The following is a 12,204-nucleotide window of genomic DNA, read 5'->3' as shown; positions in this document are numbered from 1 at the left end:
CTGTTGTCCGCACAGAGCGTCACCACGGTGTAGCCGGCTCCACCCCGGATACGGGTGGCCGCTGCCTCGTGAGGGGGGCCGTGTGGGCGGAATCGTGGTCGGCACAGCTCGCATCAGCGCTCTGTGCCTTCCAGGAGGGGACCGTTCCATGGCCGTCAACCGCCGCCGCCGACGCCGTATCGCCGCCGTCGCCACCACCGTCGCCGCCGTCACCCTGACCGCCGGGCTGCTGACCGGCTGCGAGGACACCGACAACGCGCTCGACTGCCTCACCAACGCCGACACGATCGCCGACAGTCTGAAGGCCATCCACGAGGCGGGCTGGGACGCGGCGAAGGATCCCTCGAAGACCGACGAGTCCATCGTCACCATCGAGGAGAACCTCGACAAGATCGACGACACCACGGACGACGGCAAGGTGGACAAGGCCGTCGACGACCTGGCCAAGGCCATCGACGACTACAACAAGGCCGTCCTGGACGGCGACACCGACCCGGACAGCAGCCGGATCGACGCCGCCGCCGATGAGCTGAAGGACGTCTGCACGTCCTAGGTCACGTCCTAGGTCGCGGTGCCTTCCAGGCGCTCCTTGAGCAGCCGCTCGTCCCGGGGCAGCTCCTTGCGGACCTGCGGGCGGACGACGAGGGGGACCAGGGCCCTGCCGAGGCCGTGCCCCTCGAAGTCGATCTCTATGGTCACGCGGGACCGGCGCCCGTCGTCGAGCGACTCGATCTCACCGTGGGTACGGGGCCGTACGGGCCCTTCGATCCCGTGCAGATCCCAGCTGTGCGGAGGGTCGAGCTCGTCGAACTGGACGGTCATCGGGATCTCGCGGTTCCCGATCCGCCGGATGACCCGGACCCGGGATCCGGCGTGCATCGGCCCTTCGTCGAGCGGTTCCGCCTTGACGGCGCTCAGCTGCCATTCCGGCAGGTGGGAGGGGTCGGTGATGTACGCGTAGACGTCCTCGGGACTGCGGTCGACGTCGATCACTTCACGGATGGTGGACATGACGCCCTCCTTCCAGGGCGATCCCTTTCGAGGGCTTACACGGGAATCGTCCCACCGCGGAAGCCCGTAGAACAGGAGGAGCCCCCGCCGAAGCGGGGGCTCCACCCATGTACGGAGACGACCAGTCGTACGGAAACGATCAGCCGGAGCCGACGAACAGCACCAGCAGCAGCCAGACCACCGGCGCCGTCGGCAGCAGGGAGTCCAGCCGGTCCATGATGCCGCCGTGCCCCGGCAGCAGCGTGCCCATGTCCTTGATGCCGAGGTCCCGCTTGATCATCGACTCGCCGAGGTCACCCAGCGTCGCACTGGCCGCGACCGCGAGGCCCAGGAGCAGGCCCTGCCACCAGGTGCCCTCGTCGATCAGGAACTGCATGCACAGCGCGCCCGCCACCATCGCGAACGACACCGCGCCCAGCAGGCCCTCACGGGTCTTGCCGGGGCTGATGCGCGGAGCGAGCTTGTGCTTGCCGAAGCGCCAGCCGATGGCGTACGCCCCGGTGTCGCTGACGACCGTGAGGACCAGGAACGTCATGACGCGGAACGCGCCGTCGTCGGCGGTGAGCATCATCGCGACGAACGTGGCCAGGAACGGGACGTAGAAGGCCGCGAAGACGCCCGCGGTGACGTCCTTGAGGTAGCCCTCCGGCGGTTCCGTCATCCGCCAGACCAGGACGGCCAGCGCGGTGAGCGCCATCGCCACCCAGGCGCCCTCGGCGCCCCGGACGTATCCGGCGACGACCATGGCCGCACCGCCGACCGCCAGCGGAACGAGGGGCGCCCTGATGCCCTTGCGCTCCTCCAGGCGGGAGGTCAGCTCCCACAGACCGACGACGACCGCGACCGCCACGACACCGACGAACACGGCCTTGACGACGAACAGCGACGCGACGATCACCACGCCGAGCCCGACTCCGACGCCTATGGCCGCACCCAGGTCACGCCCCGCGCTCTTCTTCTGCGGCGCGGGCGCCGGCTGCGGGGAGTCGGGCATGGGCTCCGGATTCTGCGGCGCCGCCGCACGGGGCTGCGCCGACGGTGACTCGGTGCGGAACGTCTCGTCTCGGAACAAGGGGCCGCTCAGCCGAGCGGCCCCCCGGTCGTCGTCCTGGTCTCCGCCGTAGGCGGGTCCGTCGGGCACGATGGGCATGGGGCGAGTGTGCTGCGCCTCAGGCGCATCGTACGCGGGACCCGCCGGGGCAGCCCCCTGGACAGGCCCCTGGTCGGACGGCCCCCAGTACCCGGCTTGTGGCGGCGCCCCCCAGGAAGAGTCGTTCATCAGACCTCGAGCAGCTCCGCTTCCTTGTGCTTCAGGAGCTCGTCCACCTGAGCGACGTACTTGTGCGTCGCGTCGTCGAGCTCCTTCTCCGCACGGCGGCCCTCGTCCTCGCCGACCTCGCCGTCCTTGACGAGCTTGTCGATCGCGTCCTTGGCCTTGCGGCGGACCGAGCGGATGGACACGCGCGAGTCCTCGGCCTTGCCCTTGGCGACCTTGATGTAGTCGCGGCGGCGCTCCTCGGTGAGCTCGGGGAACACCACTCGGATGATGTTGCCGTCGTTGCTCGGGTTGACGCCCAGGTCGGAGTCGCGGATCGCCTGCTCGATGTTGCGCAGCGCGCTCTTGTCGAACGGGGTCACCACGGCCATGCGCGGCTCCGGCACGGAGAACGAAGCCAGCTGGTTGATCGGCGTCGGCGCGCCGTAGTAGTCGGCCACGATCTTGTTGAACATCGCCGGGTGCGCACGACCGGTGCGGATCGCGGCGAAGTCCTCCTTGGCGACCACGACGGCCTTCTCCATCTTCTCCTCGGCCTCGAGGAGGGTCTCTTCGATCACCACTTGCTCCTGCGTGTCTTGAGTAAGGCCCGGCTGCGGTTCCTTGGTGAGGGGCGGCGGCCGGCTGCGTCGCGTCTTCTTCCTGCACGGTTCCCGACCGGCAGGACATTGTCCATCCCCCGGTCAGGGTCATCAGCCCTGGCTGATGTCCTCAGCCGTGGCTGACTTGGTCACCCACGAGCGTGCCGATCTTCTCACCCTTGACGGCGCGCGCGATATTGCCCTCCGTCAGAAGCTCGAAGACGAGGATCGGGAGCTTGTTGTCGCGGCACAGCGTGATGGCGGTGGCGTCGGCGACCTTGAGGTCGCGGGTGATGACCTCGCCGTAGCCGAGGGAGTCGAACTTGACCGCGTCGGGGTTCTTCTTGGGGTCGGAGTCGTAGACCCCGTCCACCCCGTTCTTGCCCATGAGCAGCGCCTCGGCGTCGATCTCCAGGGCGCGCTGGGCGGCGGTGGTGTCGGTGGAGAAGTACGGCATGCCCATACCGGCGCCGAAGATGACCACACGGCCCTTCTCCAGGTGGCGCACGGCGCGCAGCGGGATGTACGGCTCGGCGACCTGGCCCATGGTGATGGCGGTCTGGACCCGGCTGTCGATGCCCTCCTTCTCCAGGAAGTCCTGGAGGGCGAGGCAGTTCATCACGGTGCCGAGCATGCCCATGTAGTCGGAGCGGGCGCGGTCCATGCCGCGCTGCTGGAGTTCGGCGCCGCGGAAGAAGTTGCCGCCGCCGATGACGACCGCGATCTCCGCTCCGTCGCGCACCACGGCCGCGATCTCGCGGGCGATCTTGTGCACCACGTCCGGGTCCACGCCCAGGCCCCCGCCACCGGAGAAGGCCTCTCCGGACAGCTTCAGCAGAAACCGGCCGCGTACTTTGCCGTCGTCGCTCTTCTGGGCCTTGGTGGTCATGGGATTCTCGCTTCTTTCAACGGGTCGCACATACGAAGAAGGCCATTGCCGATGGGAACTGGTTCGCATCCCATGCTCGGCAATGGCCTCCTCGTCAGATCTGCTGTCGTCCGTCACGCGCGTGCGTGACGGCGTACCGGACGACTGCTCCCGACCCTATCGGGCCGGTGCGCCGCTCGCGGCACGGACTCAGATGCCGACCTTGATACGCGTGAAGCGCTTCAGGGTGACACCGGCCTCGTCCAGAACCTTCTGGACGGACTTCTTGTTGTCGAGCGCGTACGGCTGACCGAGCAGCGTGGCGTCCTTGAAGAAGCCGTTGACGCGACCCTCGACGATCTTCGGCAGGGCGGCCTCGGGCTTGCCCTCGGCGCGGGTGGTCTCCTCGGCGACGCGGCGCTCGGACTCGACGACCTCGGCCGGCACGTCCTCCTTGGAGAGCCACTTCGGCGCGAAGGCGGCGATGTGCTGGGCGACACCCTTGGCCAGGTCGGCGTCGGCCTTGTCCAGCTCGACCAGGACACCGATCTGCGGGGGCAGGTCGGGCATGGTGCGGTGCATGTAGGCGTAGACGAAGCCGTCGGCGAACTGCGCGAAGCGGTCCAGGACGATCTTCTCGCCGAGGTTGGCGTTGGCCTCGTCCACGAACGCCTGGACGGTCTTGCCGGCCTCGATCTCGGAGGCGAGCAGGGCCTCCAGGTCAGCCGGGGAGGTCGCGGCGACGTGCTGCGCGAGCTGGTTGGCGACGGCCTGGAACTTCTCACCCTTGGCGACGAAGTCCGTCTCGCACTTCAGCTCGACGAGGACACCGGAGGTGTTGTCGTCGGCGATGAGGGAGACCACGGCGCCGTTCTCGGCGGAGCGGCCCTCGCGCTTGGCGACGCCCTTCTGGCCCTTGATGCGCAGGGCCTCTACGGCCTTGTCGACATCGCCCTCGGCCTCGTCCAGGGCCTTCTTGCAGTCCATCATGCCGGCGCCGGTGAGCTCACGGAGCTTCTTGACGTCGGCGGCGGTGTAGTTCGCCATGATTCCTGGAATCTCTCTCGAAGTCTGAAGATCTACGGGCCGACGGCGGGGGCTTAGGGGCCCCCGCCGTCAGTTGACCCGAAGGGGTGAGGGGGTCAGGCCTGCTCGGCCTCGGCGGCCGGAGCCTCGGCAGCGGCCTCGGCGGGAGCCTCAGCGGGGGCTTCGGCAGCGGCCTCGGCGGCGGGCGCCTCAGCGGCGGCCGGAGCCTCGGCGGCCGGGGCCTCCTCGGCCTTCTTCTCGCCCTCGAGCAGGTCGCGCTCCCACGCGGCGAGCGGCTCGCCCGCGCCCTTGTCACCCTTGTCGCCGGTGGCGACGCCGGAGCGGGCGATGAGGCCCTCGGCGACGGCGTCGGCGATCACGCGGGTGAGCAGGGTGACGGAGCGGATCGCGTCGTCGTTGCCCGGGATCTTGTAGTCGACCTCGTCGGGGTCGCAGTTGGTGTCGAGGATGGCGACGACCGGGATGTTGAGCTTCCGGGCCTCGCCGACCGCGATGTGCTCCTTCTTGGTGTCCACGATCCAGACGGCGCTGGGCACCTTCTGCATCTCGCGGATACCGCCGAGGGTCTTCTCCAGCTTGGCCTTCTCGCGCGAGAGCACGAGAAGCTCCTTCTTGGTCAGACCGGACGCGGCGACGTCCTCGAAGTCGATCTGCTCGAGCTCCTTGAGGCGCTGCAGACGCTTGTAGACGGTCGAGAAGTTGGTGAGCATGCCGCCCAGCCAGCGCTGGTTCACGAAGGGCATGCCGACGCGGGTCGCCTGCTCGGCGATCGCCTCCTGCGCCTGCTTCTTCGTGCCGACGAACATGACCGTGCCGCCGTGGGCGACGGTCTCCTTGACGAACTCGTAGGCGCGGTCGATGTACGACAGCGACTGGAGCAGGTCGATGATGTAGATGCCGTTGCGCTCCGTGAAGATGAAGCGCTTCATCTTCGGGTTCCAACGACGGGTCTGGTGACCGAAGTGGACGCCGCTTTCCAGCAGCTCCCGCATCGTGACGACGGCCATGGCCGTTCTCCTTGTTTTTCTCGGTTATGTACCTGACGCCCACATGCGCCGTGCCACGAAGGACCGAGGGGCGCTGACAGGGACCGTTGCCGGCCGCCGTGTCGGGGCGTGCGAAGTCGACCCGGTGACCCGGATCGCCAGAAGAAGTGTACGGGACCCGCGAGGCACCGGGTGACGCCGCTGTCCACAACCGGCCGGTAGCCCACAGGTCCGGCCGCGATCCGGCGCTCTCGGCCACGGTTTCGCCATGCGACCGATGCGATGTGCGAGCAGATTGGGCCTGGCCTCGCTCCTGGCCCTGCTGCTGGCGCTACTGACCCCAGCCCCGGTGCTCGGCGACCCCGCCCCACCCCCACCTCCGACCACCCCGACCCCCTCGGTCCCGGCCATCGGCCGCACCTGGCCGGTGGGCGTGCGCCCCTCGGTCCTACGCGCCTGGGAACCCCCGGCAACGGCCTACAGCCGCGGCCACCGGGGCGTCGACCTGGCGGCGACACCGGGCACACCAGTACGAGCGGTGGCGGCGGGCCGGGTGCTGTACGCGGGCCGGGTGGCGGGAAGGGGGGTGCTCTCGGTGGAACTGACGGGCACGGACCTGCGAACGACCTACGAACCGGTGACGCCGATGGTGGAGAAAGGCACGGAGGTGGCAGCGGGCGAGGTGATCGGCACGGTGGAGGCAACGGGCTCGCACTGCACGACTACGTGCGTGCACTGGGGCTTACGGAGGGGCGACACCTACTTGGACCCACTGTCACTGCTACCACCGTGGCTGCTGAGGAGGGGCCCGTCGAGGCTGTTGCCGGTGCTGGGAGTCCCGCTACCCACTCCCGCTACTTAGGCTGCGGGCATGCGTGCCGCCTGGGGCGACGCCCACCGAAACAGGCGGCACCCTCCAAACCTGCCTAGCCTGCGGGCATGCGTGCCGCCTGGGGCGGCACGGGTGGGCGCAGGCGGCACCCCGCCAGCGCGGGCGAGCGAACCCACCCCAACCTCAGCCCCCCCACCGACCTCAGCCCCGCACACCCCGCAGAGCCATACTCACCGCAGCATCAGTAATCGCCGCAGGATCCTCCGCCGCCCCCAGCTCGATCCGCCGCACAGCCGCGTCCACAACCCCCTGCAACAACATCGCGGCAAGCCGAGGCTCAGAATGCCCAAGTTCCCCCAGCGCCTCGGCGATCATCGCCACAAGCCCCCCGTGCGCGGCCCGGATCTTCTCCCGAGCCCCCGCATCCAGCTCACTCGCCGAGATCGCGACAACAGCCCGATGCCGCCGATCCCCCACCAGCCCCAGCTGCCGCCGCACATACGCCTCGACCTTGGCCTCGGCCCCCTCCGCCGCAGCCATCGCCGCCGAGACCTCCGCAGCCCAGACCGGGAAGTCGACCTCGCACAGCTCCTCGACCACCGCGGCCCGAGACCGGAAGTACTCGTACACGGACGACCGCGCCAGCCCCGTCCGCTCGGCGAGAGCCGGGAACGTCAGCGCCTCCGTCCCACCCTCGGACAGCAAAGACCGAGCCGCGTCCAGCAGGGCGGCTCGCTGCATCGACCGGTGCTCGGCCACGGAGGCCGCTCGAATCCTTGGCACGTCGTCCACTTTACGGACGCACCACCCCGGACGGGAGTCACTCGGCTCAAGGAGCGCTCATCGGACCAGGTCAGCGCCCGAAGCTGGCCAGTTTCGCGCGCAGTTGCAGCACCGACTTGGTGTGGATCTGGCTGACCCGGCTCTCGGTCACACCCAGCACGTTCCCGATCTCGGCGAGGGTGAGCCCCTCGTAGTAGTAGAGCGTGACCACGGTCTTCTCCCGCTCGGGCAGGGTGTTGATCGCCCGCGCCAGAAACCTCCGCAGCTCCCGGTCCTCGGCCACTTCCACCGGGTTGTCGGCGGCGGTGTCCTCCAGCGTGTCCATCACGCTGAGCCCGTCCCCGCCCTCACCCCCGACATGCAGCAACTCTTCCAGCGCGACCACGTTGGCGAGCGACAACTGGCTGAAGACCGAGTGGAGTTCGTCCACCGCGATGCCCATCTCCGCGGCCACCTCGCCCTCGCTCGGCGTCCGCCGCAGCCGCGCCTCCAGCGTCGCGTACGCCCGCTCCACGTTCCGCGCCTTCTGCCGCACCGACCGCGGGATCCAGTCCAGTGCCCGGAGCTCGTCGATCATCGCGCCCCGGATCCGCGTGATCGCGTACGTCTCGAACTTGATCTCCCGGTCGATGTCGAACTTCTCGATCGCGTCGATGAGCCCGAAGACCCCCGAGGAGACGAAGTCGGCCTGTTCGACATTGGGCGGCAGACCGACGCTCACCCGTCCCGCCACGTACTTCACCAGCGGCGAGTAGTGCAGGATCAGTTGCTCCCGCAGCCGCTCGTCCCCGGTCGTCTTGTACGAGCGCCACAGCTCGTCGAGCGTCGAGGGAGCGGGCGGCCGCACGCTGCCACCGTCGCGGGCGGCTGGGGGGATCGCCGCCCGGTCGGACCCGGAGGTGTGCTGGGGCATTCGTCGCCTTGTGCCGTTCTGCCGTGAAGTGGGGTTGCCTGGGTGAGCTGTCTGTCTGGTGTCGTTCTGATGCCGAGTTGCCGTTCTGCACCGGAATCCTCGTGAGCGTAGCGTGACTGGAGTGTCGCGGTGTGCGAAGGACGGGCTGGAAGGCGTGCGCAGATACGTTCCTTTGACCGCCCCGCCGGGTCACGGCGGTAGCTCTCCGTGACCGCGACGAGTGGCCAACTGCGGGAATTCCCAAGGCCGTAGGGGTTCCCCCGGACGGCCGAACACGCTCGGTCAACATCGACTCCGACCGCCGCGGACGGAGATCATCATCTGGCGTGTCAACTTCCAGCCGTCGCCGTGTCGTTCGACGTAACCAAGTGCTCGGAGTTCGTACAGCCGGGCGATCGCGTCCTCCTCGGTCGTCTGCGCACCACGCCCCACCTCGGCCGCCGTCGCCGCCCCGCGTGACGGCAGCGCGGCGAGAACCTGCCGGGCGCCCGGCGCGAGCAGGTCGAGCGGGAGCACGGGTCCTCTGCGCTCCGGAGCGAGCTCTCCCATGTCGCCGACCAGCTCGACGACCTCCTCGGCGTCGGTGACCAGCACCGCGTCACCGCGCAGCAGCTCGTGCACCCCGGCGGACAGGCTGCTGGTGGCCGGCCCGGGCACGCCCATGGTGTGCCGCCCGAGCCGCTGCGCCGCCCGCGCGGTGACGAGCGACCCGCTCCGATACGCGGCCTCGACGACCACGGTCCCCCGGGTCAGCGCGGCGATCACCCGGTTCCGCAGCACGAACCGGCTGGGCGTCGGATGATCCCCGGGCGGCAACTCGCCGATCACCAGCCCCTGTTCGGCGATCCTGGTGATCAGCTGGGTGTGCCCCCGCGGGTACGGCCGGTCGACCCCGCAGGCGAGGACGGCGACGGTGGCTCCGCCAGCCCCGAGGGCACCGCGATGGGCGGCCCCGTCGACACCGTAGGCGCCGCCGGACACGACGACCCACCCGCGCTCGGCGAGCCCGTTGGCGAGGGTGGCCGCCATATGAGCCCCGTACTCGGTACACGCCCGGGCCCCCACCACGGCGACCGATCTGAGCGCCCACATCCGCAGACTCGGCGCCCCGCGCACCCACAGCCCCAGTGGCCGCGCGTCCCCCAGATCATCGAGCTGCCCGGGCCACTCGGGGTCCCCCGGCCCCACGAACCGCACCCCGGCGTCCCGGGCGACCCGGAGATCGCCCTCCGGATCGGCCCCCTTCCCTCGGGCCACCAGCCCGCCCCACCGCTTCCCGGTCACCCCCGGCAACGACACCTCCCGCCCCTCCCGCACCCGCCGAGCCACCTCGCCCACCCCGAACTCCCGCACCCACCGCCCGGCGACCTCGTCGCCGGGCTCGATGACACGGGTGAGGAAGACACGGTCGAGCAGTTCGGGGGCCGAGGCGTCGCCTCCGCTCACGTGAGGGCCCCGATGGCCATGGGCACGCCCCTGGGGACCCCGGTGCGCAGTTGCAGCGCGAGGGCGACATCGGTCGCGTCGGGCCGGTCGTGCCCGACGAGGTCGGCGACGGTCCAGGCGACGCGCAGGACGCGGTCGAGGCCCCGGGCCGTCAGCACACCGCGTTCGAGGCTGCGCTCGGCGTCGTCCATCGCGCCGGGCGAGGCCTGCCAGCGGCTGCGCAGCTCACGCCCCGGCACCTCGCTGTTGGTCCGCCACGGTGTACCGACGAGACGCGCCGCCGCCCGCTCCCTGGCCGCCCGCACCCGGTCGGCGACCACCGCCGTCGACTCGCCCCGCGCGCCGCGCTCGGTGAGCTGGGCCCGTGTCACACGGTCGACCTCCACCCGCAGGTCCACCCGGTCGAGCAGCGGGCCGGAGAGCCGGGCCTGGTACCGGCGGATCGACGACGGCGGGCATTCGCAGAAGTCGTCGGTCTGCGAGAAACGGCCGCAGGGGCACGGGTTGGCCGCGAGCACCATCAGGAACTTCGCCGGGAACCGCACGACACCCGCACTGCGGGCGATCACCACATGGCCCGCCTCAAGGGGCTGCCGCAGCGCGTCGAGGGCATGGCTGCTGAACTCGGGCGTCTCGTCCAGGAAGAGAACCCCTCGATGGGACAGCGACACCGCGCCCGGCCTGGCGATGCCGGGCCCGCCGCCGACCAACGCCTGCATGGTGGCCGAGTGGTGCGGGGCGCAGTAGGGCGCGATGTCGATCAGCGGCTTTCCCGGGGGCAGCAGGCCCGCCACCGAGTGCACCGCGGTGACTTCGAGGGACTCCTCGCGGGTCAGCCTGGGCAGGACGGCGGGCAGCCGCTCGGCGAGCATCGTCTTGCCCGCGCCGGGCGGCCCCTCCAGGAAGAGATGGTGGCCGCCGGCCGCCGAGACCTCCACCGCCGTGCGGGCCGAGAGCTGGCCGACGACGTCGGACAGGTCGTGTCCGAGGTCCTGCTGGGCGGCCCCCATGCTGTGCATCCCCGTCGCCGCGCCTGTTCCCGGTACGCGCAGACCGGCCAGGAGCGGGTCGGGGCGGCCCGTTTCGTCCGGCTCCTCGTCGGGGACGGGCTCGTCGGCGAGGATCGCGATCAGCTGCCGCAGGGTGCGCACCCCCAGCACGGAGATGCCGGGCACGAGTGAGGCCTCGGCGGCGGCGCACTCCGGTACGACGACCTGCTCGTATCCGGCGTCCGCGGCGGCCAGCACCGCCGGCAGGATGCCCCGGACCGGGCGCACCCGTCCGTCCAGTCCCAGCTCTCCGATCATCACGATGTCGGCGAGCACCCGTGGATCGATCCGTTCCGAGGCGCCGAGCACCGCACACGCGACGGCGAGGTCGAAGCCCGAACCGGCCTTCGGCACCGACGCCGGGCTGAGGCCGACCGTCAGCTTCTTCTGCGGCCACTCGGCTCCCGAGTTCACCACGGCAGCCCTGACACGATCCCGGCTCTCGCTCAGGCTCTTGTCCGGCAACCCCACCAACGTGAACGCCGCCACCCCCGGCTCAAGATCCGCCTGGACCTCGACGACCACGCCCTCGACCCCGACCAGTGCCACCGAGCACGTACGAGCGAACCCCATCTCAGGCCACCCCCCGCGCGTGCTCGACGACGGGTGCGCCGCGGGTCGGCAGGACGATGCCCACGAGGTCGATGCGGACGCCGCCCGGCGGTGCTCCCCCGTGGGCGTGGATCCAGCACTCGGCGAGCCCTCGCAGGCGTTCCGCCTTGTCGGGGGTGACCGCGGCCATCGGGTGCTCGTACGCGCCCGCCCGCCGTGTCTTGACCTCGCAGACGACCAGGACGTCCCCGTCCCGCGCCACGATGTCGATCTCCCCGGTCCTGCCACAGCGCCAGTTGCGCTCCAGGACCGTCATCCCGGCCTCGGCCAGCCGCCGCGCGGCCAGGGTCTCGCCGTACTTGCCGAGTGCACTGCGTGCCAGATTCGTGTTCATGTCGGCACCACCTCCGGCGCCAACCGTCACGCACCCCGGCCCAAGATGTTGATCTTGGTGAGTTACTCAGCGGTTGTGGAAAACTCTGTCACCCCCACGGGGAGACGTCAGCTCCCCGGAAGCTCCAGATCGCTCTTGTTGAGCTCCTCGATGTTCACGTCCTTGAACGTCAGCACCCGCACCTGCTTCACGAACCGCGCCGGCCGGTACATGTCCCAGACCCACGCATCCGCCATCGAAACCTCGAAGAACACCTCGCCCTGAACCGAGTGCACCTGCATCTCGTAGTCGTTCGTCAGGTAGAAGCGCCGCTCCGTCTCGATCACGTACTTGAACAGACCGACGACATCGCGGTACTCCCGATAGAGCTTCAGCTCCATCTCGGTCTCGTACTTCTCGAGGTCCTCGGCGCTCATGGCATGTTCCCCTTCAGCCGTGCGATCCCACCATTGTGCGCCAGTCCCGT

The 12,204-nt window shown here is 70.0% G+C and carries 14 protein-coding genes; 2 read left to right on the top strand and 12 right to left on the bottom strand.

Going from position 1 to position 12,204, the window contains the following annotated elements; translation table 11 throughout:
• Nucleotides 1-148: 148 nt before the first annotated feature.
• Nucleotides 149-553 (top strand): hypothetical protein, encoded by a 405-nt coding sequence (locus ABZ928_RS16555; RefSeq protein WP_361518749.1) that lies wholly within the window; start codon nt 149-151, stop codon nt 551-553.
• A gap of 8 nt (nt 554-561) precedes the next feature.
• Here ABZ928_RS16555 and ABZ928_RS16550 read toward each other — a convergent pair whose 3' ends face one another.
• From ABZ928_RS16550 to rpsB, 6 genes are all read right to left on the bottom strand, one after another.
• Nucleotides 562-1,011 carry an SRPBCC family protein gene (locus tag ABZ928_RS16550; RefSeq protein WP_361518747.1) on the bottom strand — a complete coding sequence of 150 codons (450 nt, stop codon included), beginning with the start codon at nt 1,009-1,011 and terminating at the stop codon, nt 562-564.
• A gap of 139 nt (nt 1,012-1,150) precedes the next feature.
• Nucleotides 1,151-2,290, bottom strand: coding sequence for a phosphatidate cytidylyltransferase (locus ABZ928_RS16545; protein ID WP_361518745.1), 1,140 nt, complete (start codon nt 2,288-2,290; stop codon nt 1,151-1,153).
• Complete coding sequence (gene frr / locus ABZ928_RS16540; protein WP_041821334.1) at nt 2,290-2,847, bottom strand: ribosome recycling factor; 558 nt, start codon at nt 2,845-2,847, stop codon at nt 2,290-2,292. Before frr ends, ABZ928_RS16545 begins: the two co-directional genes overlap by 1 nt.
• Nucleotides 2,848-2,998: 151 nt before the next feature.
• Nucleotides 2,999-3,757 carry a UMP kinase gene (gene pyrH / locus ABZ928_RS16535; protein ID WP_361518743.1) on the bottom strand — a complete coding sequence of 253 codons (759 nt, stop codon included), beginning with the start codon at nt 3,755-3,757 and terminating at the stop codon, nt 2,999-3,001.
• 189 nt (nt 3,758-3,946) lie between these two features.
• Nucleotides 3,947-4,783, bottom strand: a complete 837-nt coding sequence (gene tsf / locus ABZ928_RS16530) for a translation elongation factor Ts (RefSeq protein ID WP_361518741.1) — start codon at nt 4,781-4,783, stop codon at nt 3,947-3,949.
• 95 nt (nt 4,784-4,878) lie between these two features.
• Nucleotides 4,879-5,790 (bottom strand): 30S ribosomal protein S2, encoded by a 912-nt coding sequence (rpsB, locus tag ABZ928_RS16525; RefSeq protein WP_361518740.1) that lies wholly within the window; start codon nt 5,788-5,790, stop codon nt 4,879-4,881.
• Nucleotides 5,791-6,046: 256 nt separating this feature from the next.
• On the opposite strand from rpsB, the gene ABZ928_RS16520 reads away from it, so the two are divergent.
• Nucleotides 6,047-6,631 carry a M23 family metallopeptidase gene (locus ABZ928_RS16520; protein ID WP_361518940.1) on the top strand — a complete coding sequence of 195 codons (585 nt, stop codon included), beginning with the start codon at nt 6,047-6,049 and terminating at the stop codon, nt 6,629-6,631.
• A gap of 171 nt (nt 6,632-6,802) precedes the next feature.
• On the opposite strand, the gene ABZ928_RS16515 is transcribed toward ABZ928_RS16520, so the two are convergent.
• The 6 genes from ABZ928_RS16515 to ABZ928_RS16490 form a co-directional block, all read right to left on the bottom strand.
• On the bottom strand, nt 6,803-7,360 hold the full coding sequence (locus ABZ928_RS16515) for a helix-turn-helix domain-containing protein (RefSeq protein ID WP_361518938.1): 558 nt from the start codon (nt 7,358-7,360) through the stop codon (nt 6,803-6,805).
• Nucleotides 7,361-7,454: 94 nt separating this feature from the next.
• Nucleotides 7,455-8,297 carry an RNA polymerase sigma factor WhiG gene (whiG, locus tag ABZ928_RS16510; RefSeq protein WP_361518738.1) on the bottom strand — a complete coding sequence of 281 codons (843 nt, stop codon included), beginning with the start codon at nt 8,295-8,297 and terminating at the stop codon, nt 7,455-7,457.
• Nucleotides 8,298-8,579: 282 nt separating this feature from the next.
• Nucleotides 8,580-9,743: a DNA-processing protein DprA gene (dprA, locus tag ABZ928_RS16505; RefSeq protein WP_361518736.1), complete on the bottom strand. Its 1,164-nt coding sequence runs from the start codon at nt 9,741-9,743 to the stop codon at nt 8,580-8,582.
• A complete protein-coding gene (locus ABZ928_RS16500; protein WP_361518734.1) occupies nt 9,740-11,365 on the bottom strand; it encodes a YifB family Mg chelatase-like AAA ATPase in 1,626 nt (541 codons plus the stop codon). Before ABZ928_RS16500 ends, dprA begins: the two co-directional genes overlap by 4 nt.
• A gap of 1 nt (nt 11,366) precedes the next feature.
• Nucleotides 11,367-11,738, bottom strand: coding sequence for a YraN family protein (locus ABZ928_RS16495; RefSeq protein WP_361518732.1), 372 nt, complete (start codon nt 11,736-11,738; stop codon nt 11,367-11,369).
• Nucleotides 11,739-11,845: 107 nt separating this feature from the next.
• Nucleotides 11,846-12,154, bottom strand: coding sequence for a DUF2469 domain-containing protein (locus ABZ928_RS16490; protein ID WP_005311352.1), 309 nt, complete (start codon nt 12,152-12,154; stop codon nt 11,846-11,848).
• Nucleotides 12,155-12,204 lie beyond the last annotated feature (50 nt).

This window comes from Streptomyces sp. NPDC046909 (genome assembly GCF_040644695.1).
Lineage (GTDB): Bacteria > Actinomycetota > Actinomycetes > Streptomycetales > Streptomycetaceae > Streptomyces.
The sequence above is the reverse complement of the archived record's forward strand: the minus strand, read 5'-3'. Positions and strand labels throughout refer to the sequence as shown.

Coding starts and splice junctions, on each gene's coding strand:
- ABZ928_RS16555 (WP_361518749.1), top strand. CDS start 149: ATGGCCGTCAACCGCCGCCGCCGACGCCGTATCGCCGCCGTCGCCACC.
- ABZ928_RS16550 (WP_361518747.1), bottom strand. CDS start 1,011: ATGTCCACCATCCGTGAAGTGATCGACGTCGACCGCAGTCCCGAGGAC.
- ABZ928_RS16545 (WP_361518745.1), bottom strand. CDS start 2,290: ATGAACGACTCTTCCTGGGGGGCGCCGCCACAAGCCGGGTACTGGGGG.
- pyrH (WP_361518743.1), bottom strand. CDS start 3,757: ATGACCACCAAGGCCCAGAAGAGCGACGACGGCAAAGTACGCGGCCGG.
- tsf (WP_361518741.1), bottom strand. CDS start 4,783: ATGGCGAACTACACCGCCGCCGACGTCAAGAAGCTCCGTGAGCTCACC.
- rpsB (WP_361518740.1), bottom strand. CDS start 5,790: ATGGCCGTCGTCACGATGCGGGAGCTGCTGGAAAGCGGCGTCCACTTC.
- ABZ928_RS16520 (WP_361518940.1), top strand. CDS start 6,047: ATGCGATGTGCGAGCAGATTGGGCCTGGCCTCGCTCCTGGCCCTGCTG.
- whiG (WP_361518738.1), bottom strand. CDS start 8,297: ATGCCCCAGCACACCTCCGGGTCCGACCGGGCGGCGATCCCCCCAGCC.
- ABZ928_RS16500 (WP_361518734.1), bottom strand. CDS start 11,365: ATGGGGTTCGCTCGTACGTGCTCGGTGGCACTGGTCGGGGTCGAGGGC.
- ABZ928_RS16495 (WP_361518732.1), bottom strand. CDS start 11,738: ATGAACACGAATCTGGCACGCAGTGCACTCGGCAAGTACGGCGAGACC.
- ABZ928_RS16490 (WP_005311352.1), bottom strand. CDS start 12,154: ATGAGCGCCGAGGACCTCGAGAAGTACGAGACCGAGATGGAGCTGAAG.